The 18,340-nt window shown below is 60.6% G+C and carries 18 protein-coding genes; 1 reads left to right on the forward strand and 17 read right to left on the reverse strand.

Features of this window, described 5'->3' with window-relative positions; translation table 11 throughout:
- Positions 1-11: 11 nt before the first annotated feature.
- From AX768_RS26225 to AX768_RS26300, 16 genes are all read right to left on the reverse strand, one after another.
- The gene (locus tag AX768_RS26225) at positions 12-719 is read right to left on the reverse strand and encodes an ABC transporter ATP-binding protein (protein WP_062003003.1); all 708 of its coding nucleotides are present in this window, start codon (positions 717-719) and stop codon (positions 12-14) included.
- On the reverse strand, positions 716-1,429 hold the full coding sequence (locus AX768_RS26230; RefSeq protein ID WP_062003004.1) for an ABC transporter ATP-binding protein: 714 nt from the start codon (positions 1,427-1,429) through the stop codon (positions 716-718). The genes AX768_RS26225 and AX768_RS26230 overlap by 4 nt, the downstream gene beginning before the upstream one ends.
- On the reverse strand, positions 1,426-2,442 hold the full coding sequence (locus tag AX768_RS26235; RefSeq protein WP_231941645.1) for an ABC transporter permease subunit: 1,017 nt from the start codon (positions 2,440-2,442) through the stop codon (positions 1,426-1,428). Before AX768_RS26235 ends, AX768_RS26230 begins: the two co-directional genes overlap by 4 nt.
- 60 nt (positions 2,443-2,502) lie before the next feature.
- Complete coding sequence (locus AX768_RS26240) at positions 2,503-3,372, reverse strand: ABC transporter permease subunit (RefSeq protein WP_062003006.1); 870 nt, start codon at positions 3,370-3,372, stop codon at positions 2,503-2,505.
- An 84-nt stretch (positions 3,373-3,456) separates the two neighbouring features.
- A complete protein-coding gene (locus AX768_RS26245; RefSeq protein ID WP_062003007.1) occupies positions 3,457-4,689 on the reverse strand; it encodes an urea ABC transporter substrate-binding protein in 1,233 nt (410 codons plus the stop codon).
- Positions 4,690-4,897: 208 nt separating this feature from the next.
- Positions 4,898-5,839: a choline/ethanolamine kinase family protein gene (locus tag AX768_RS26250; protein ID WP_062003688.1), complete on the reverse strand. Its 942-nt coding sequence runs from the start codon at positions 5,837-5,839 to the stop codon at positions 4,898-4,900.
- Positions 5,840-5,852: 13 nt separating this feature from the next.
- Positions 5,853-6,788 carry a phosphotransferase gene (locus AX768_RS26255; RefSeq protein ID WP_082779094.1) on the reverse strand — a complete coding sequence of 312 codons (936 nt, stop codon included), beginning with the start codon at positions 6,786-6,788 and terminating at the stop codon, positions 5,853-5,855.
- Positions 6,789-6,792: 4 nt separating this feature from the next.
- Positions 6,793-8,082, reverse strand: coding sequence for a Zn-dependent hydrolase (locus AX768_RS26260; RefSeq protein WP_062003009.1), 1,290 nt, complete (start codon positions 8,080-8,082; stop codon positions 6,793-6,795).
- The gene (locus AX768_RS26265; RefSeq protein WP_062003010.1) at positions 8,057-8,806 is read right to left on the reverse strand and encodes a DeoR/GlpR family DNA-binding transcription regulator; all 750 of its coding nucleotides are present in this window, start codon (positions 8,804-8,806) and stop codon (positions 8,057-8,059) included. The genes AX768_RS26260 and AX768_RS26265 overlap by 26 nt, the downstream gene beginning before the upstream one ends.
- A gap of 40 nt (positions 8,807-8,846) precedes the next feature.
- Complete coding sequence (locus AX768_RS26270; protein ID WP_062003011.1) at positions 8,847-10,385, reverse strand: amidase; 1,539 nt, start codon at positions 10,383-10,385, stop codon at positions 8,847-8,849.
- 50 nt (positions 10,386-10,435) lie between these two features.
- Positions 10,436-11,164: an ABC transporter ATP-binding protein gene (locus tag AX768_RS26275; RefSeq protein WP_062003012.1), complete on the reverse strand. Its 729-nt coding sequence runs from the start codon at positions 11,162-11,164 to the stop codon at positions 10,436-10,438.
- On the reverse strand, positions 11,161-11,886 hold the full coding sequence (locus tag AX768_RS26280; protein ID WP_062003013.1) for an ATP-binding cassette domain-containing protein: 726 nt from the start codon (positions 11,884-11,886) through the stop codon (positions 11,161-11,163). Before AX768_RS26280 ends, AX768_RS26275 begins: the two co-directional genes overlap by 4 nt.
- The gene (locus AX768_RS26285) at positions 11,886-12,941 is read right to left on the reverse strand and encodes an ABC transporter permease subunit (protein WP_062003014.1); all 1,056 of its coding nucleotides are present in this window, start codon (positions 12,939-12,941) and stop codon (positions 11,886-11,888) included. The genes AX768_RS26280 and AX768_RS26285 overlap by 1 nt, the downstream gene beginning before the upstream one ends.
- Positions 12,938-13,804, reverse strand: coding sequence for a branched-chain amino acid ABC transporter permease (locus tag AX768_RS26290; protein ID WP_062003015.1), 867 nt, complete (start codon positions 13,802-13,804; stop codon positions 12,938-12,940). Before AX768_RS26290 ends, AX768_RS26285 begins: the two co-directional genes overlap by 4 nt.
- Positions 13,805-13,817: 13 nt before the next feature.
- A complete protein-coding gene (locus tag AX768_RS26295) occupies positions 13,818-15,059 on the reverse strand; it encodes an urea ABC transporter substrate-binding protein (protein WP_062003689.1) in 1,242 nt (413 codons plus the stop codon).
- A gap of 175 nt (positions 15,060-15,234) precedes the next feature.
- Positions 15,235-16,191, reverse strand: a complete 957-nt coding sequence (locus tag AX768_RS26300) for a helix-turn-helix domain-containing protein (RefSeq protein WP_062003016.1) — start codon at positions 16,189-16,191, stop codon at positions 15,235-15,237.
- Between the two features lie 95 nt (positions 16,192-16,286).
- Between AX768_RS26300 and AX768_RS26305 the strand changes: the two genes are divergently transcribed.
- Positions 16,287-17,531, forward strand: coding sequence for a DUF1479 domain-containing protein (locus tag AX768_RS26305; RefSeq protein ID WP_062003017.1), 1,245 nt, complete (start codon positions 16,287-16,289; stop codon positions 17,529-17,531).
- A gap of 117 nt (positions 17,532-17,648) precedes the next feature.
- Here AX768_RS26305 and AX768_RS26310 read toward each other — a convergent pair whose 3' ends face one another.
- A complete protein-coding gene (locus tag AX768_RS26310; protein ID WP_062003018.1) occupies positions 17,649-18,293 on the reverse strand; it encodes a hypothetical protein in 645 nt (214 codons plus the stop codon).
- Positions 18,294-18,340: the final 47 nt, after the last annotated feature.

The raw sequence follows: 18,340 nt of genomic DNA on the forward strand, positions 1-18,340 counted from the left end.
CCGTGTCCTTTCTAAAGTGCCAGATACTGGCGAATCAATTCTTCGTCGGCGAGTTGGGCGCGGTCGAGCGTGCTGACAATCCGCCCCTTGTCCATCACGCAGCAGCGCGCCGCGACGCTTTCAACCATTCCCATGTTCTGCTCGACCAGCAACACACCAATTCCAGTTTCATGAGTTATCCGGGTCAACGTCTCGCCAATCAGATCCACGATTGAAGGTTGGATGCCTTCGGACGGTTCGTCGAGCAACAGGATCTTGGGCGACCCGATCAACGCACGCGCAATCGCAAGTTGCTGCTGTTCTCCGCCGCTCAGCGTGCCGGCTTTCTGCTGGAAGCGTGCGCCGAGCACGGGGAAATAGCTCACGACCTTGTCGAGCATTTCCGTAAGGTGCGCGCGATTCGACTGAGCGCCCACTTGGAGGTTTTCACGCACCGTCAAAGCCGGAAATACCTCACGGCCTTGCGGTACGTATCCCACGCCGTGCCGTGCGCGCGAATACGGACGCGAGTCGCCAATCTCTTCGCCGTTCAGCGCAATGCTGCCGGCCATCAATGGAACGAGGCCAATCAACACGCGCATCAGCGTTGTCTTGCCAACACCGTTGCGCCCGATCAACGCGAGAATCTCTCCGCGCTCGACCGTCATGGAGACGCCGTTCAGGACCTTGCCGCCAGCATAGCCACATTCAACGCCGGCGATTTCGAGCAGAGTCGTCATTTCTTCTTGCCCAGGTAGATTTCGGCGACGTCATCGCGTGCGAGGATTTCCTCCAGCGGGCCATCGGCGAAAAGGCGGCCCGCGTGCAATACCGTCACGCGCGTCGCCACCTGCCTCACGAAGGCCATGTCGTGCTCGACGACCATGATGGTGAGTCCGCGCTCGCGCAAGCCCATGATCAACTCGCCCGTTGCGTGCGTTTCTTCCGCGGACATCCCGGCGACGGGTTCATCGAGGAAAAGAAGCTTCGGTTTGAGCGATACGGCCATCGCGATCTCGAGCCATTGCTTCTTGCCGTGTGACAAGTTGCCCGCAAGCACGTGTTCTTCCTCGGTCAGCAAGAACTGATGAAGCAGTTGCCCAAGCGACTCGATGCGATCGTCTTTCGCCCGATGCAAACCGAGCTGCACATGCTGGCGCACGGTGAGTTCCGGAAAAATGCCCGGGATCTGGAACTTGATGCTCATCCCCATGCGGATTCGCTCATGAGGCAGCACATGATTCAGATCGCGGCCAAGGAACGAAACGGACCCGGCACTCGGACGATGCTCGCCCGTGATGAGCTTGAAGAAAGTGCTTTTCCCGGCACCGTTCGGCCCGATCACACAGCGGATCTCACCCGCGCCGATTGCAAAGTCGATACCGTTGATCACGTGCGCGCCGCCAAAATGCTTGGCAAGCGCACGGGTTTCGAGCAGGTTGGTGCTCATGGTTCACTCCTCGTGCGTGCCTTGAACGACTGCGTCGGATGCGCCTTGCGCGCAGTGCCGCGCCGCACGAGCTTGAACGTCAAAGGCAGCAAACCTTCAGGTGCCACCAGCACCACGAACAGGAGGATGGCGCCCATCAGGATCAGCGCGTACTGGCTTCCGTAGATTGCGAGCCATTGCGACAGCCACACGAGCAGCGCAGTGCCGATGATCGCGCCACCAATGCTTCGGCGCCCGGCCGTTGCGACCCAGATGATCGGCATGGCGGCCGACGTCAATCCCATTGCGGATGGCGTGATGTACGAACCCCAGATCGTATAAAGCGCGCCGGACAAGCCGCCGAGTGCGCAGCCGAATACGAAGATGAGGAGCTGATGCCGGCGGATGTCGACGCCCAGCATTTCGGCCCGTTGCGGATTTTCACGGATCGCAACGAGCGTCAGCCCAAAAGGAGAATCCAGAAGGCGCCGGGTAATTCCATAGACAAGCGCGAGCAGCACGACGACCAGATAGTAAAAGCGCGTATTCTCCAGCGTCACTTCGCCGCCAAACCACGGTATCGACAAAGGCGGCATGCCGGACATGCCGTTGTATCCGTTGAGGCGCGCCTCACCAATGGCCCATTGCGGTCCCGCCGTTTGCGCCATGAACGTCTCCAGGACGAGCGTCACCGAAAGCGTCACGATGCCGATAAACACGCCCTTGATCTTGCCGTAGAAAATCATGTAACCGAGGAGCGCCGCGACGACCACGCTCACCGCGAGCCCGATCAGCAACCCGCTCCATGACGAGACCCAGCCATCGCCAAGATTGATCGTGACGATTCCGTAGGTGTAGCCCGACAGGCCGAAAAATGCGGTTTGTCCGAACGACAGAATGCCGCCCTGGCCCCACATTGCGGGAAGCCCTATTGCCGAAAATGACCAGACGAGGCAATACGCGAAGTTGCCGCTCGCAGTGCTGTCGACAACAAGCGGCAGACACAAGGCCAGCAGCCACGGCGCGAGTCGCATGACCGTCGGAACGAGGCGTCGCGCCGGGGCATTGGAAGTTGCTTGATTCATCGGCGATTCCTAGCGTGCGCGACTGAAGAGATTGCCCAGTCCCTGCGGCATCAGACGGATCACGACGATCACCGTCAGCAGCAAGCCGATTTGTCCGAACAGTTGTCCATACGACGCCGTGAGCGCGGTTTGAATGACGGCGAGCGCGGCGGCGGCCGGCGTGGTTCCGGCGATCACATTGGCGCCGCCCACCACGACCGAGACAAACGCCTGCACGATGAAGTTCGTGCCCATCGTCGGGACCGCCGTCATGGTCGGTGCGTAGAGTGCGCCCGTGAGTCCAGCGAGCCCGGCGCCGAGCGCAAAGGTCAGCGTATAGAGCCGGTCCGTGCGCAGCCCGAGCGATTGCGCCATGTTCGCGTTTTGAATCGTGGCTCGCGCGCACACCCCGTAGTTGCTCTTGAAAAACAACAGGTAGAGCAAGCCGAGAATGATCAGCGCGATGACCGGCAACACGGCGCGGTATGTGGAGAACGAATATTCGCCGAGAGCGAACGACCCGAAAGGCGTGCTGATCCCTTCCATGGACGGACCGGCCACGAGCAGCATGGTCTGCTGCACGATCAGGCTGATCGCCCAGGTCGCCACGACTGAATCGTAGAGCCGGTTGTAGAGATGCCGGATCACAAGCCGTTCGATGGCAACGCCCGCGATAGCCGCCGCGAGCGCGCCAGACAGCATGGCAAGAGGCAATGGCACGCCACGCTTCGCGCAGATGATGGTCACGTAGGCACCGCACATGATGAACTCGCCATGCGCCAGGTTGATGATGCCCATCATGCCGAAGATGACGGCCAGACCGAGCGCGGCAAGCACAAGGTAGGCGAAGTTGTCGCCAAACTGATAGATGACCGAATACAGTGCGGAGAGTGCTGTCATCGCGAAGAAGATCTCGTTGAAGCTTGGGTATCGGCATGAGCATGATCGCCCCGCCATGAAACGGGAGGCGACCACGTCATTGCATCAGGACTTGGGCAGGCTCGACGGCGTGTACTGACGATGATCCGGTTTCACGGGAAGATTGCACCCGACTTGCCCGAGCCAGTACGGTTGGACGTCGTTCCATACCTTTGGAATCTCGACCGAGTGATCTTCCTTCACGTGCACGAGATAGATCGTGTGGCTCAGGTGATGACTCTTCGGATCGATGCAGACCTTCCCTGAAGGTCCGTCCGTGCAGATGTTGCCGCCATCCAGCGCTTTCTCCACTGCAGCCTGATCGGTCGACTTCGCCTTTTCCACTGCAGCCTTGTACAAATACACGGCGTCGTAGGCGTTCGCTGCTTCCTGATTGATGTAGGGCTCGTTCGGATACTTGGCGTGGAAGCGCTTCTTGAAATCGTTGCTCGCGGGCGAATCAACTTCTTCCACATAGTTCGCGGTGACGAACATGTCCTTCAGCGCCGGCGCCTTGAAGCGCTTGTGCTCATAGGCCTGGCCTACGTTCACGGAACTTCCCATCGGCAGGTTCAGATGGGCGGACGCCTGCTGCTCGTAGTAGGACGCCTGATTCGCGCCGACCAGCAAGGTCATCACGAAGTCCGGCTTCGCTTTCTGGATGTTTTGAATGGTCTGTCCAAACTGCGAGACACTGAGCGGAATGAACTCTTCGCCGACCATTGTGCCGCCATTTTCCTCAACGATATTGCGAACCCATTCCGCCGATATCTGGCCGAAGTTGTAATCCGCTGCGATCGTATAAACCTTCTTGCCGTACTTCTGCATCATCCATGGAATCAGCGTCGAGAATTGCTGCTCGGGAACCGCGCCGGTAACGAACACGTTCGAGTCACACACGCCGCCTTCATACTGGTTGTTGTACCAGTAGAGCTGGTGCGCGCGGTCCATGATCGGGCGGATCGCTTCACGCGACGCGCTCGAGAAGCCGCCGAAGATCACGTCGGCCTTGTCGGTCTGGATGAGGCGGCGCGACAGTTCCTGGAACTTGGTGTTGTCCGACTGCGTGTCATAGGCAATCAGTTTGATCGGCCGGCCCATGATGCCGCCCTTCGCGTTGATCTCGTCCACTGCAAGTTCGGTTGCGTGTATTTTGGGAATGGTGGCCAACGCGAAATTTCCCGATGCGTCTTCGAGTAAACCCAGCTTGATAGGGTCCGCTGCAATCGCGACTACGGAAGAACAGGCAAGCGCGACCGAAACGGCCATGCGCAACCAGGATGACTTGTCAGCCAGCATGCGTTATCTCCTTGGATTCATTCGATCAAAAAAAGACGAAAAAAAGCCCTCCGACGAACCAGGGTTCGTTGAAGGGCTTCGGTGCCATGTCCTCGTGCCGGCATCGTTGGCGACATGAGGAATCTTGCAGCAATCTTAGGACGCCAAAAAACGCGGTGTCAATGCTCTTTGACTCAGGAGGCGAAAATTCGCCCCGGGAAAACCGCGTTCAGACGCTGCGCAGGAGCACGTTCCACTCAGGCGAGTCGATCACGGAGCAAGCGCGCATGAACTTCCACGCGCCATACTTGAAGTAGTCGAAGTCGAGCGTCGATATCTCGTTCTGAAGCATGGACCAGGTCGCCCATTTGAGATCGGCGAGCGCCTTGTGCACGATAACGCGCGCCATGTTCGCTTCGCTCACGCTGCCGAAGTAGGACTCGACCATTTCCTCTTCCATCTGGCGCGTGAAAAACATCTCGCCGCTCAATGCGCCGAGATCGTAGCAACGATCGTTGTTCGAAGCGTATTCGTAGTCGATCAACAGCACTGTCCCGGCTTCATCGCGGAGAAAATTGCCGGGCATGGGGTCGTTGAAACAAGCAACGATATCCAGTCCCGACGCTTCCAGCGCTGCGCGCGCGCGAGTGTACTCGCCGTGCAGGCGCGCGAAATCCGCGGGCAGTTTGCCACCGACCTCACGCACCTGCTCCACATGTTCGTCGATCAGATTGAAGATGGTCTTAGTCAGCGGCAACAATGGCGAGGCGTGCAATGCACGATATGCGGCAATGATCGAAGCACGAACCGGTGCGTCAAAAAAATCGCGGTTCGAACACGTCGTGCGCCCTTCCACGAAGTCGTTGATCTCCACACCCAGTTCGGCGGCAAAGTCGTAAAGGCGCGGCCCGATGCCAATGGTCTCGGCCTGCTTGCTTGCCGCAAACGCCACTTTGCGATCGATGAACTGCTCCGTTCCACGCCCCGGCACCTTGACGAAATAGCTCGTTGATTCGCTATCCAGCCAGACACGCCAGTTGCTGTTGCTGATGCCGCCGGGAACGGGCGCGTATCTCAACGCACGGCCGTTCCAGGGCTGGACGCTGCGCAGTACGGCTTCGATTTCCCGTTCGGCCTCGCTTGAAGCCGTACCCAGCATTTTCGTCTGCATCGTCATTGCCCTTTCAAAGCAGGGGAAGCAAGTCATCGGTGTCCATGCGCGACGCGGCCATCGAGCAGCGCAGCAGACGCCATTGGGCATACTTCAGGAACTCGATGTTCCGGCGCGGCGACGTCGCGTTCATCTTCAATCCCCACAGACCCCAGCGCAGGTCGTCGGCGAATGCATAGCACCGGGTACGCGCGAGCGCTGCGTCCGTAACGTGGCCATTCGCCATTTCCAGCGCCGCCGGCCACGTGGAAAGCTCGGGCAGGACTTCGTTCAGCGTCACCGCAATATCGAACGCAGGGTCGGTGTTCGATGCCTCGTCGAAATCGACGAGTTGCAAATCGGCACCCGGGCCGCCGGCGCGCAGCATCACGTTCGAAGTCACACCGTCCGCGTGACACGGACATGTGTCGATGCCTGAAGCGGTGATTGCAGCACTCATGCGCGACGCGGTTAAAACCAGCTCTGCAACGTCCGCGGTCAACGTCACGGATGCGGCGAGATGGCCGACGCGGTCAAACACGTTTGAATTCCGTTCGAATGCGGGGAGCACATGAATCGCGCGCTTGGCCGCAAGCAGTTTTTCGAGTGTGGCGGGCTTTGCAAGGTCATCGAGATGGGCTGTCTGCCAGGTGTCGTCGAGCAGATCGAACGCGCTTATCCCGAACAACTCATTCAGGTGACGCGGGCCTGGCGTGAGGCCGATCGCGGCAACCGCAGCAGCCGCTCGCCAGGACGCGCCGATGTCTACCGTTTCCGCGAGATCCCGATGCATGATCTTGACGAAGAACGCGGGTGGCGCGTCACCGATGCCCACGCGAAGACATTCGCTCGATACACCGCGATGCATCGGCGACATGACAGGCGTAAGCGCGGCTTCGTAGCTGACCGGTCCGCTCGCCCACGCAGCGATCGAACGGATGGCCGCTTCCACATGTGGCGAAGGCAGCATGACCTCAGCCTCCGCTCGCCGCTGCAACCGGGTCGCCGCCCGACTGGCAGAGGCGCGTCGCCACGCGCATGAGCACAGTCATGCCCGTGTCGAGATCATCCGAATGCGTGTCCTCATTTTCGTTGTGCGCAATACCGCCAACGCTCGGCACGAACACGAGTCCCGTCGGACACGTATCCAGCAGACTGAGCGCGTCGTGGCCGGACACTGTATCGATCTCCCGGCTGCGCACCCCTGCCTCCAATGCACAACGCTTCACGAGTTCGCCCACTGCCGGCGGAAGCACGCGAATCGAACGGCTCGTGCGATTGCCGATCTCGACGGCGACGTTGGCGCGCTGCGCCGCAGTATCGATGGCTTGCATCGCGATGATTTCCGCTTCCTGGAGAATGCTGTCGTCCACGGCGCGCAACTCAATGGACAAATCCGTTTGCGACGGCACGACATTAGGCGAGTTGGGCTGCACGACGAGCCTTCCCACGGACGTATGAATCCGGTCCGGCCATTTGTCCGCAATGGCCCGAACGTCGCAGATCAATTGTGCTGCGGCGAACAGTGCGTCGCGTCGCGCGCCCATTTTCGCGGGACCGGTATGCGCCTGTTCACCTTTGAACGACACGTCGATTTTCGCGGCACCCCAATTACGCGTGACGATCCCGATGGGGACCTCGTCCGCTTCCAGCAGCCCGCCCTGCTCCACATGCAACTCGACATAGCAGGATGGCACGCAGGGCGGCGCGTCCGTGCCGCGATAACCAATCGCCGCGAGGGCGTCGGAAAGCGTCACGCCGTCGTCGTCGCGGCTCGCGAGTGCATCGTTCATGCTCATCTTGCCAACGTACGTTCCGCTGCCGAGCAGACTCGGACGAAACCGCGCGCCTTCTTCATTCGTCCAGTTCACCGCGCAAAAATCGCTGTCGAACGATACACCCGCGCGTTTTGCCAGCATCAGCCGCCGTCCTGCTTCGAAGGCCGCCAGCACACCGAGCACGCCATCGAAGCGCCCGCCACGCGGCTGACTGTCGAGATGCGAGCCCATCATCACGAGGGGCGCACCGGCGCGATCCGCGAGACGGAAGATGCCGAATTGATTGCCGACGCCATCCTTCGAAACTTCGGCGCCGGCCTCCCGCAACAGCGCGGCGAACGCATCGCGCGCCTCGCCGTCCTCCGCGCTTGCGCACAGGCGCGTCACGCCACCGGTCGCAAGGCCGCCGAACTGCGCAAACCGGGCGAGCAGGCTCGCCAGCTTGCCGGTCTCGGATGCATCAGGGATGGATGAGTTCGATGTCATGCTCAGCAAATATGTCCTTGAATGGAGCGGGTGGCGCGCGGTCACAGACCACCGTCACTTTTTCCGTGATCGGAAAAGTGTTGAGGTACGCTTCGCGTCCGAATTTGTCGATGTCGGCGAGGATCACCGACAAGCGCGTCTGCAACTTCAGCACACCGCGCAGGTTTGATTCGTGTTCTTCATAATCCATCCAGCCATGTTTCAGATCGCAGGCGGCGATTCCCATGAACGCGGCATCGTAGAAAAAACGTCGCGCGTAAGACAGCGTCTCGTAGCCGACCAGCGCGTTGTCCTTGCCGCGCAGCATGCCCGGCGTCAAGTTCACGCGGGTGACGCTCGTGCCGAGCAGCAGTGCAATATCGATGGAGTTCGTCGTCACCGTCACGTTGCGTCCGATCAGCCGTCGGGCAAATGCAACGGTGGTCGTTCCTGAATCGATGAACAGCGACATGCCGTCCTCCACCAGCGGCACCGCCAGTTCCGCAACACGCGCCTTGCCGCGCACGTTGACCTTGCCCCGCTCCGTGACGGGACGTTCGACATCCAGCCGCGGCGGCACGGCGCCGCCATAGATGCGCCGCAACATGCCGCTTTGCTCGAGCTCCTTGAGGTCGCGGCGGATGGTTTCCTCCGACACGCTCAAGAGCTTGGCAAGGGGCGTCACCGAGACGCGCCCGTTGTCGCGAAGCCGGGTCAAAATCTCCTGATATCTATGCTCGGACATGAATTGTTCTGTTCTTGCTCTTCTACGATGGCAGCCGTCCTCAATCCTGAAGGACGGGCGTTCGCCGATGACCTCCGGCGGTTTCGTAATCGTATGCCATCGCGAGCAGCGCCGGCTCGCTCCATCGGCGGCCGACGAAAATCAGGTTGAACGGCGAGCCCGATTCGTAATATCCGGCCGGCAACGTGACGCCCGGCAAGCCTGCGATATTGATCTCGCACACCGTCGTTTCGTGCAGCGTTTCAGTGCCCTCCCGCGGCGGCAACGCGTCGCGCAATTGCGGGAACACGAGACCGTCGAGCGCATGCTTCGTCATGACGTCTTCGAAGATCGACAGATAGGTTTCGCGCAGCGCATAGAACGCGCCGATCACCGGCGGCGCTGCTGCGTCTTGCAGGTTCGCTTCCATGTCGGGCAGCGTCGACATGTAGGTCAGCACGCCCCCGGGCCCGAACGGATCTTCCGCGCGGGTCGCATGGACGAAATCCGTCCATGTCTTGATCGTGTTGCCGGGACCGAGACGCTCGAGATACTTCTGCATATCGTACGGAAGGCTTTCCATGCCGCGTGCATCGAAGTGATCCGATCCCGGCGCATGCTTGCCTAGCGCTGCGAAGCCGCTGCCGGCGAAGGGGTCTGCAACCAGGATCGCGCCGCGTGCTTCGAGCTCTTCCTGTGCGCGTTCATAAAGCGCAATTGTTTCTTCCGATAACCCCCGGTCACGCCAGCCCGGACCGTAAAGTCCCAGCCGCTTGCCCTTGAGCGCGTCGTCACGCAAGCCCGCCGCGTACCCACCGGGCGGCTTCATGCCGACACCGGCCACGGTCTTCACGTCCTCTTCGGAAAAACCCGCGAGTGCGTCGAGCGTCAGCGCCGCGTCGCGCACGCAACGGGCGATAGGGCCGACCACGTCGCGCGTGCTGCCTGCAAGCGGCATCACGCCTGCGTTGGGAACGAGCGCGAAGGTTGGTTTGATACCGACCAGCGCCTGCGCCGATGCCGGGTTCTGGATCGAACCGCCCGTTTCCTCCGCGAGACCAAGAACGGCCATGCTCGCACCGACCGCCGTCGCCGTGCCTGCGCTGCTGCCTCCAGGCATGAACGACGTGTCGACCGCGTTGAGCGTGGGACCCGCCCAGCTATCGTTTGCATGCGAACCCGTGGCGCTGAGCACGGGTACGTTCGTCTTGCCGAGAATCACGCAACCCGCCGCACGCATGCGAGCCACGACCGGAGAGTCCGTGGACGGCATCAGGTCCACGCCGCCAGTCGGGCTGTAAAGCAGCGTCCAGCCGGCGGTCGTGGGGAAACCCGCCATGTCCATGGTGTCCTTCACGACCACCGGCACGCCCGCGAGGGGCCCGAGCGTTTCACCGGCCGCGCGGCGGGCGTCGATGGCGCGGGCATCATCGAGTGCGTCCGGGTTAAGGAAGATGATCGCGTTATAGCGCGGATTGAACTTTGCTATACGTTCGAGGAACGCAGCAGTCAGCGACTCGGAAGTCATCGCGCCGCTGGCAAAGCCGGACTGGACTTGTTCGACGGTGAGTTCGGTGACATCGATGGTCGTGTTGGTCATGGAAAAATATCCGGTTTCAAACGAGCAATGAATGGAGTGGTTCAGGCGCTTCAGGCAATACCGGCGAACTCGTCGAGCATCGCCGGGTCCGTGACGATCTCGGGCGGAATCTCGCGCGTGACCGTGCCCTTTTGCAGGATCAGGATGCGCTGCGACAGCGACGCAATGAAATTGAGGTTCTGCTCGACCAGCAAGATGGTGAGGCTGCGCTGCTCGGCAACACCCTTCAGTGTGTCGATGATTTCGTCGATGATCGACGGCTGGATCCCTTCCGTGGGTTCATCGAGCAATACGATTTTTGGTCCGCCGCACAGGCATCGCGCGAGCGCCAGCAATTGCTGCTCCCCGCCCGAGAGCGCGCCGCCCGGGCGGTCGAGATACGCTTTCAGACGTGGAAACAGTTCGAGGATTTCCGCGATTGTTTCGGCCTCGCCGCGCTTTGACAGCAGGCATCCCACGCGCAGGTTTTCCATCACGCTCAATGTCGGGAAAATCTCGCGGCCCTGCGGCACATAGCCAATTCCCGCCTTGGCGCGAGCCGTGGCGCTGTAATGCGTGATGTCCACGCCATTGAAGCGCACGGTTCCGGAGGTCGTCGGCAAATGCCCGGTCAGCGTGCGCAGCAGCGTGGTCTTGCCCATGCCGTTATGGCCGAGAATCCCCACGCGCTCGCCTGCCTTCACGGAGAAATTCACTTGATTGAGAATCGGGATGCGTCCGTAGCCGGAGCATAACTGCGTCGCCTCGAAGAGCACCGTGCCTGCGTTTTCGCCGCTCATGCTGCACGCCTCCCGAGATACACATCCTTCACACGCTGGTCGGACAGGACAGTGTCCACCGATCCTTCCACCAGCACCGCACCTTGCGAGAAGACAGTTACGGTGCGCGCGATCATGCGAATGAACTGCATGTCGTGTTCCACCACGACCAGCGCCTGCGTCTTGTTGATTTCCTGAATCAGCTCCGCGGTGCGATGCACTTCTTCGTGGTTCATGCCGGCGGCAGGTTCATCGAGTAGAATCAATTCGGGTTCCTGAGCAAGTACCGTTGCGATCTCGACCCATTGCCGCTGCCCGTGCGCGAGCTGACCGACGATCCGGTCCGCGATGCCGTCGAGTTTGAGCCGGGTCAGCGTTTCATCCACGATACGACGCGCATGCGCCAGCGACTTGCGCCGCCCCGCGCCAATGAACACGTTCTCGCGCACGCTGAGTCCGTTGAACACGTTGGGCACTTGCGTCTTGATACCCACGCCCAGCCGAGCGATCTGATGCGGGTTGCTGCCGGTGACATCGTGGCTGCGGAAATGAATGCTGCCTTCGGTCGGTTTCAACTGTCCCGTAAGCATCTTGAAGAAGGTGCTTTTGCCCGCGCCGTTCGGGCCGATCAGGCAGCGCAGTTCGACTTCGCGCAGCGTGAAATCGACTTCGCGTACAGCGGTCACACCGCCAAAGCGCATGGTGACGCCCTTGGCCTGGAGAAGCGGAGGAAGAGCATTCATCAGTGCGACTCCGGTTTGGCGGTGGCGGACGAAGGCGGCGCGCCGGCAGCGCCTTTTGTCGGCGAGCCCAGTCGCAACAACAAGGAGCGCGCGACAGGCGCGACGCCCTGCGGCACGAGCAGCACAAACGCGACGAGCACGATGCCAAGCCCCAGACTCGGGTCGATCACATGCTGTGTTCCAGCAATATTGATCAGATACTGGATGGCAACCGCGCCGAGTATCGGTCCAATCAGCGTGCCCAGCCCGCCGATCAGCACGGAGATGATGACCTGCGCCGACATGGTGAGCGCGAACACTGTCGGGCTGATGAAGCCACCCCAGTTCGCGAAGATGCAGCCCGCCGCGCCCGCAATGCCCGCGCCGACCATGAACGACATCAGCTTGTACATGCGCGGGTCGTAGCCGATCAGCATGGCGCGGGTTTCGTTCTCGCGGATGGCGACCACGACCCGTCCGAAACGCGACGCGAGAATCCACTTGAGCAACCCGTACACCACGATCAGCGCGCCCATTGCGACATACCAGACACCGATCTGGTCGAGCTGCTCGTCCGGTTTTCCTGGCGGCGCAAACACGGGGATGGCAGGGATGCCGTTGAAGCCGCCGAGCACCGCTTCACCAATGTGATACTGGCTGCCCGAGGTCGAGTTCATCAGTTCGAACAGGATCACCGAAACGGTCAGCGTGATCACGCCAATGTAGGCATCGGAGATACGGCCGTAGAACATGAAGTAGCCGAGCAACGCGGCGAACAACATGGGGGCGATGATCGACATTGCGGCGGCCAGCGTGGTATCGCCGAAATTGATCGCCGCAATGGCGTAGGTGTAGGCGCCGATGCCGAGAAACGCGGCTTGCCCAAACGACAGGATGCCCGCATACCCCCACACGAAACCCTGGCTCAAGCCGTAGATGGCCATGCCCGCGAACAGCGTTGCCTGCATTACGCCGAACGCGCTGATGGTGCGAGGCAATGCGAACATGACCACGAGGCAGATCATCACGACCGCCAGCGTGCCGCCCAGAAAAGATCTCGACCGAAGCGATTTCATGAGCTGCGCCTGAGGAAACGTCCGGTGATGCCCTGCGGCAGGATGCGGATCAGCAAGACCGCTGAAGCAAGCAGCGCGATATCGCCTATGACAGGCGTAGACATGAACGAGACGATCTCGTTGATGAAGCCAAAGAGCCCCGCCGCGAGTCCCGTACCCGCGATGATCGCAGGGCCGCCACCCAGCACGGTAATGAACGCCTTTGCAATGTACGCGCCGCCCATGCCGGGCGAGACACCTGAAATCGGCGACAGCACGCCGCCCGCAAGACCGGCGAGCGCGGCGCCAAGAGAGAACGTCGCCATGTAGACCGCCGACGGCCTGACCCCGAGCGAAGCCGACATCGCCGGATTCTGCATGGTGGCACGCAGGATCAGGCCGAAGCGCGTGCGGCGCAAGAGCACGAGCAAGGCAGCGAGCACGACAATGCCTATGCCGATGATCACCAGGCTGTACGCACTCACGCGGTATTGCCCGATCGAAAAACTCCCCACCGGCATCTGCACCGACTTCACCACGTTACCGAAGATGGACGTGATCAGCCCGATGAGACCCAGGCTGATGCCCCACGTGGCGAGCATCGTGTCCATCATGCGGCCGTAAAGAAACCGGATGATGGTGCGCTCGAGGATCAGACCCACCAGGCCGACGACGATAGGCGGCAGGATCAGCATCGAAACCCAGATGTTGACGCCTGCCGTGCTGGCCGTCACGGCTGTGTAAGCGCCGAGCATCATGAACTCGCCGTGCGCGAGATTGATGATGCGCATCATGCCGTAGATGACGCCGAGGCCGATCGTGATGAGCACGAGCGTGGCGACGCCGGTCAGCACGTTGAAGGCGAGTAGCCCGGTCAGGTCCATGGGTTGCGCCTCCTCAGGCCGGCGTGAACTGCTTGTTCGTGCGGGGTGACTTGATGAGATCGCACGCGCCGCCCGTGTCCGACGGGAACTGGTTCGGGAATGTCTGCAGGATGTCCCACACCTTGTCTTTCGGCCGTGCAAGGTAGGCGTTCCGAATGGTGTGATGCGTCGCCGGATCCATCTTGACCGTACCCGATGGTCCTTCGATCGTGATGCCGGTCTCGAGCGCCGTCACGACCTTCGCCTGCTCTACAGACCCGGCTTTCTTCACCGCTTCTGCCCACAGCATGATGCCTTCGTAGGTGGCGGTATCGAGCTCGCCGAGGTCCGTCAGGCTGGGCCCGTACTTCGCCTGCATGCCTTTGACGAAGGCGTTCGCGTTTGGCGTGTTGAGGTTGTTGTAGAAGCCGAAGCACGTGATGATGCCGTCGGTGGTCGCGGCGTCCATGGTCGTGAGTTCATCGCCGAGACCGAACACGGTCGCACCCACCGGGATCTTCGACTTCATTCCCGCTGCAGCCCACTGCCGGTAGAAACCAACATGGTTCGCCCCGACCAGCGCCGAGAGCACCATGTCCGGCTTCGCTTCCTGAATGCGGCTGATGGTGGAGGAAAAGTTGGTGACATCGAGCGGGAAGAAATCGGTATTGACCACCGTGCCGCCCGCCGCCTTCACGAACTTCGTCATCCAGCTTGCGGTGATGTGACCATAGTTGTAGTCAGCCGCGATGATATAAACCTTCTTGCCCCAGTTCTTCATTGCGTATTCGACGATGTGGTCTACCGTCTGCGCGGGCGTCGTGCCGGTACAGAACACGTTGTGGTCGCACACACCGCCTTCGTATTGCGTGTTGTAGAAATAGAGCGTCTTGCTGCGGTCGAAGATCGGCCGGATGGCTTCACGCGAAGCGGACGTAATGCCGCCCTGGATCACGTCGACCTTGTCCTGCAGCACCAGTTGCTGCGCATATTGCGTGTAGAGCTGGATGCTGCTTTGTGTGTCGTAGGCAATCAGCTTGACCGGCCGCCCGAGAAGGCCGCCCTTGTCGTTGATCTGCCCGACGGCGAATTCCGTCGCCTGGATCATGCGCCGGCCCTCGAGGCCCAGCGCGCCGGTTCCATCCAGGAGGCTTCCCAGCTTGATCGGCTCCGCCGCCGATGCGTTGCGGGTGACGTACGGCCCCACCAGTGCACCTACCGCGGCCGCCGCTCCAAATTTCAACGCTTTACGACGAGATCCGGATTCCATAGTCATCGATTCGCTCCGCATGCGATTGTGTTTGATTTGCCCGGTTTCAGTGTAGGCAAACAAAAATCTGCAAGATATTTATCAAAATAATCAATACATCGGGCAAATCGGGCATGACCAGACAAGAAAAAAGGCGCTTGTGAAGCGCCTTGCGCGATGCACGCCGTTTTTTGGAGTCGACTCAGGCAATCGATCGAGGCAGTCGCGGATTGCGTTGCAGGGAAGGCGAGCGCTCGGTGATCTGCGGGCCGGAGTCTCCTTCAGCAATATCTCCAGCCGCAAATTGCTTGCGATACGCAGCAGGCGTGAGTGCCTTCAACGCCTTGAACTGCCGGTTGAAGTTAGCGACGTTCGGAAATCCGGAGCGGGCTGCAACAACGGAAACGGGTGCGGAGGTATGCGCGAGCATCCGGCAGGCATGTCCAATCCGAATCCGCGCGATATATCGCCCGACGCTCTCTCCAATGTGCTGCTCAAAGTAGCGGGCCAGCGAACGTTCCGACACATTCGCCGCTTCGCAAAGTTCCGATAGACGCAGCGGCTCGGCGAAGCGCAAGTCGATCATCGACAGAACGCGATTGATGCGTTCGGGTTCATGGCCCGATGGCCCTTCTGTCCGGTCGCTGAATGAAGTGGGCGAAGCGAGCGGTTCGCCGGGCGCTTCGGCAAGCGTGCACAAGACATTCAACGCTGCGGCGAGGCGTTCTCGAGATGTGCTGGATAGCAGCTTGTCGACGTGCGTGTGCATTGCGGCGCCGACCTCCGGACTGAACGCAAGTCCGCATGCCGACCTGCGTAACAGGTTGCGCAAAGGCGCGTACTCCGGACAGACATCGGCAAGTCGCCGCGCCCAGTCGCCACCAAACCAGATCACGATTGCAACCTGCGGGGACGCCGGATCGATCGAGCGATTCGACGCCCACGTATGCGGAAGATTGGGCGGCACGAGAACCAGGTCTTCATCGGCATAGGCCGCAATCGAGTCGCCGATATAGCGCTTCCCGTGACTATTCAGCGTCAGTGTCAGCTCGTATTCAGGATGGTGGTGCCATTCGAAAGGAATGTGCGGCAGACGCCGGTGGTAAACCCTGACGGAGCAGTCGTCTCCGAAATGAACGCGTTCGTAAGCGGGTTTCATGGCACAAGGCGCAAAGTAATTGTCCGGATCGTATCACTATCGCGGAGACGGTCAGCCTATGCTCTGGATGACCCGGAACCCATAAGGAGACAATCATGGCACTGAAAATCGACGACCTTCCCGCAGCCATCCGGCAGGCCAAGCAGGAACTTCGTGCGCGCCTGCCGAACTACCGAGATGTCTTCGCGGAGGTGGACGAAGCTATTCGCGCCGAAGCCGCCAGGCTCGCCGCACAACGCGGTCGCGGCGAAAACGTAATCCCCGAAATCCAGTTCTCGGACATCGCGGAGCAGCGCGTGAGTGCCGCGCAGATCGACCTTGTAAAAACGCGCGGTGCTTGTGTAATCCGCAACGTCTTCGACCGCTCGAAGGTCGAGCAATGGGACCGTGACATTGCAGAGTACGTGGAGCGCAACGACCTGGATACACGACTGAAGACCCGTGCAGAAGACAAGTATTTTGGGCAGCTTGCATCGAGCAAGCCGCAGATCTATGGCGTGTACTGGTCGAAGCCGCAGGTACTTGCGCGGCAGGCGCCGTCGCTGACTGCGGCGCGCGTGTTCTTGAACCGACTGTGGTGCAACGAAAGTGAAGGCCGGGTCCACTTCGACCCGGAGCGCGTGCCGGCTTATGCGGACCGGATGCGCCGGCGGCCACCCGGCTCCGAGTCATTGGGCTTGTCGGCGCATTGCGATGGCGGCTCGGTCGAGCGCTGGATCGAGGGCAATTTCCGCAAGGTTTATCGACACGTATTTAATGGGAACTGGCGTCAGTACGACCCGTTCGACGCCGCGTTCCGGCCGGACGTCGAGGAGATTGCATCGCCTGCAGTATGTTCGATGTTTCGCACGTTTCAGGGGTGGACTGCGCTCACGCCACAAGGACCTGGCGATGGCACGCTGCAACTCGTGCCCATTGCGAATTCAATGGCATACATCCTGTTGCGCGCCCTTCAGGACGATGTTGCCGACGACGACCTGTGCGGCGCCATGCCCGGCCGCGCACTTTCCATCAAGCCGGAATTTCATGCGCCGCTGTTCGACGCCCTCTCGTCGATCCCACACATGCAGGCGGGCGACACCGTGTTCTGGCACAGCGACGTGATCCACGCGGTGGAAGACGCACACCGCGGTGCGGGCTACAGCAATGTGATGTACATCGCGTCGGCGCCCTCATGCGCCAAAAACGACGAATACCTCAAGCGGCAGTTATCCAGCTTCATTGAAGGCAAGAGCCCGCCCGACTTCCCGGCCGACAATTTCGAGGTCGATTTTGTCGGGCGAGCGACAGTCGAAGACTTGACGCCCCTCGGTAAAGCGCAACTTGGCTTCAGCCTGTAATCGCTTTCCATCAAAGGACATGACGACACGCCACCATGGCGTGCGTCAGACCAGCGCGACATAAAAAGCAGAATCTTGCAGGAATGACACGCCTGTTTGCGGCGATCCCATTCGGCTTCATTCCGGATTGTTTTCTTCGCAATCCTCCCAATACCGCAGCGGGTCGCGATGTTTTGGATAGCGGGCAGTAAGCCACGCGGACAACCTCGTCCAATCCGGATGGTTGGTGCCCGTTTGAGCAGACCAGATCGATGACCTTTCGAGGACCTGACCCATCGCGCGATCCCGGATCAGCAAGCTGCCGAGTCCGCTGGAACTGTTCGTTTGTGACTCAACCAGGTACCGTGGCAAAACCCTGAGCTCGGCATCCTTGGCCCACCCGTATAGCGCGCGGACCACGCCGGATGAATCGCGCAGCTCTATGGGCCCGCTGTCCGGACGAACGGCTGTCCACCCCTCGGGGAACTCGGCAACAATCTCGCTTGCACCTTCCCTCACCCATTTCACGCGTAATGATCGCGTCATTGCCTCGCGCAGGTGAGAGGCAGAGTCATACCCCGCCGGCAATTCGATTGCCGTTGGAAGCGTGATGAGATTGTCTTTCCAGAGCCTGGTTTCATCGTCGACGCGCTTGACGACGTCGAACACCCCCGCTTCGAACGGATTCTCGGGCCGGCTCGATGCCTTGGCGTTCCCGGCGGGCAGGCCCTCGAAAAGACGCTCGGCATCCTGGCGAGTCAGTTTTGTTTTCCCTTTCTTCATAAGTCTCTCTGCAGTGCATGAATTCGCCCAACACCTTGGCGCTGACA

This window comes from Burkholderia sp. PAMC 28687 (genome assembly GCF_001577465.1).
Lineage (GTDB): Bacteria > Pseudomonadota > Gammaproteobacteria > Burkholderiales > Burkholderiaceae > Caballeronia.

Bases quoted from the DNA above. Each gene is read 5' to 3' on its own strand.
- AX768_RS26250 (WP_062003688.1), bottom strand. From the start codon at position 5,839: ATGCAGACGAAAATGCTGGGTACGGCTTCAAGCGAGGCCGAACGGGAA.
- AX768_RS26280 (WP_062003013.1), bottom strand. From the start codon at position 11,886: ATGAATGCTCTTCCTCCGCTTCTCCAGGCCAAGGGCGTCACCATGCGC.
- AX768_RS26270 (WP_062003011.1), bottom strand. From the start codon at position 10,385: ATGACCAACACGACCATCGATGTCACCGAACTCACCGTCGAACAAGTC.
- AX768_RS26265 (WP_062003010.1), bottom strand. From the start codon at position 8,806: ATGTCCGAGCATAGATATCAGGAGATTTTGACCCGGCTTCGCGACAAC.
- AX768_RS26235 (WP_231941645.1), bottom strand. From the start codon at position 2,442: ATGCGACTCGCGCCGTGGCTGCTGGCCTTGTGTCTGCCGCTTGTTGTC.
- AX768_RS26310 (WP_062003018.1), bottom strand. From the start codon at position 18,293: ATGAAGAAAGGGAAAACAAAACTGACTCGCCAGGATGCCGAGCGTCTT.
- AX768_RS26305 (WP_062003017.1), top strand. From the start codon at position 16,287: ATGGCACTGAAAATCGACGACCTTCCCGCAGCCATCCGGCAGGCCAAG.
- AX768_RS26225 (WP_062003003.1), bottom strand. From the start codon at position 719: ATGACGACTCTGCTCGAAATCGCCGGCGTTGAATGTGGCTATGCTGGC.
- AX768_RS26290 (WP_062003015.1), bottom strand. From the start codon at position 13,804: ATGGACCTGACCGGGCTACTCGCCTTCAACGTGCTGACCGGCGTCGCC.
- AX768_RS26260 (WP_062003009.1), bottom strand. From the start codon at position 8,082: ATGACATCGAACTCATCCATCCCTGATGCATCCGAGACCGGCAAGCTG.
- AX768_RS26255 (WP_082779094.1), bottom strand. From the start codon at position 6,788: ATGCTGCCTTCGCCACATGTGGAAGCGGCCATCCGTTCGATCGCTGCG.
- AX768_RS26230 (WP_062003004.1), bottom strand. From the start codon at position 1,429: ATGAGCACCAACCTGCTCGAAACCCGTGCGCTTGCCAAGCATTTTGGC.
- AX768_RS26275 (WP_062003012.1), bottom strand. From the start codon at position 11,164: ATGAGCGGCGAAAACGCAGGCACGGTGCTCTTCGAGGCGACGCAGTTA.
- AX768_RS26295 (WP_062003689.1), bottom strand. From the start codon at position 15,059: ATGACTATGGAATCCGGATCTCGTCGTAAAGCGTTGAAATTTGGAGCG.
- AX768_RS26240 (WP_062003006.1), bottom strand. From the start codon at position 3,372: ATGACAGCACTCTCCGCACTGTATTCGGTCATCTATCAGTTTGGCGAC.
- AX768_RS26245 (WP_062003007.1), bottom strand. From the start codon at position 4,689: ATGCTGGCTGACAAGTCATCCTGGTTGCGCATGGCCGTTTCGGTCGCG.
- AX768_RS26285 (WP_062003014.1), bottom strand. From the start codon at position 12,941: ATGAAATCGCTTCGGTCGAGATCTTTTCTGGGCGGCACGCTGGCGGTC.
- AX768_RS26300 (WP_062003016.1), bottom strand. From the start codon at position 16,191: ATGAAACCCGCTTACGAACGCGTTCATTTCGGAGACGACTGCTCCGTC.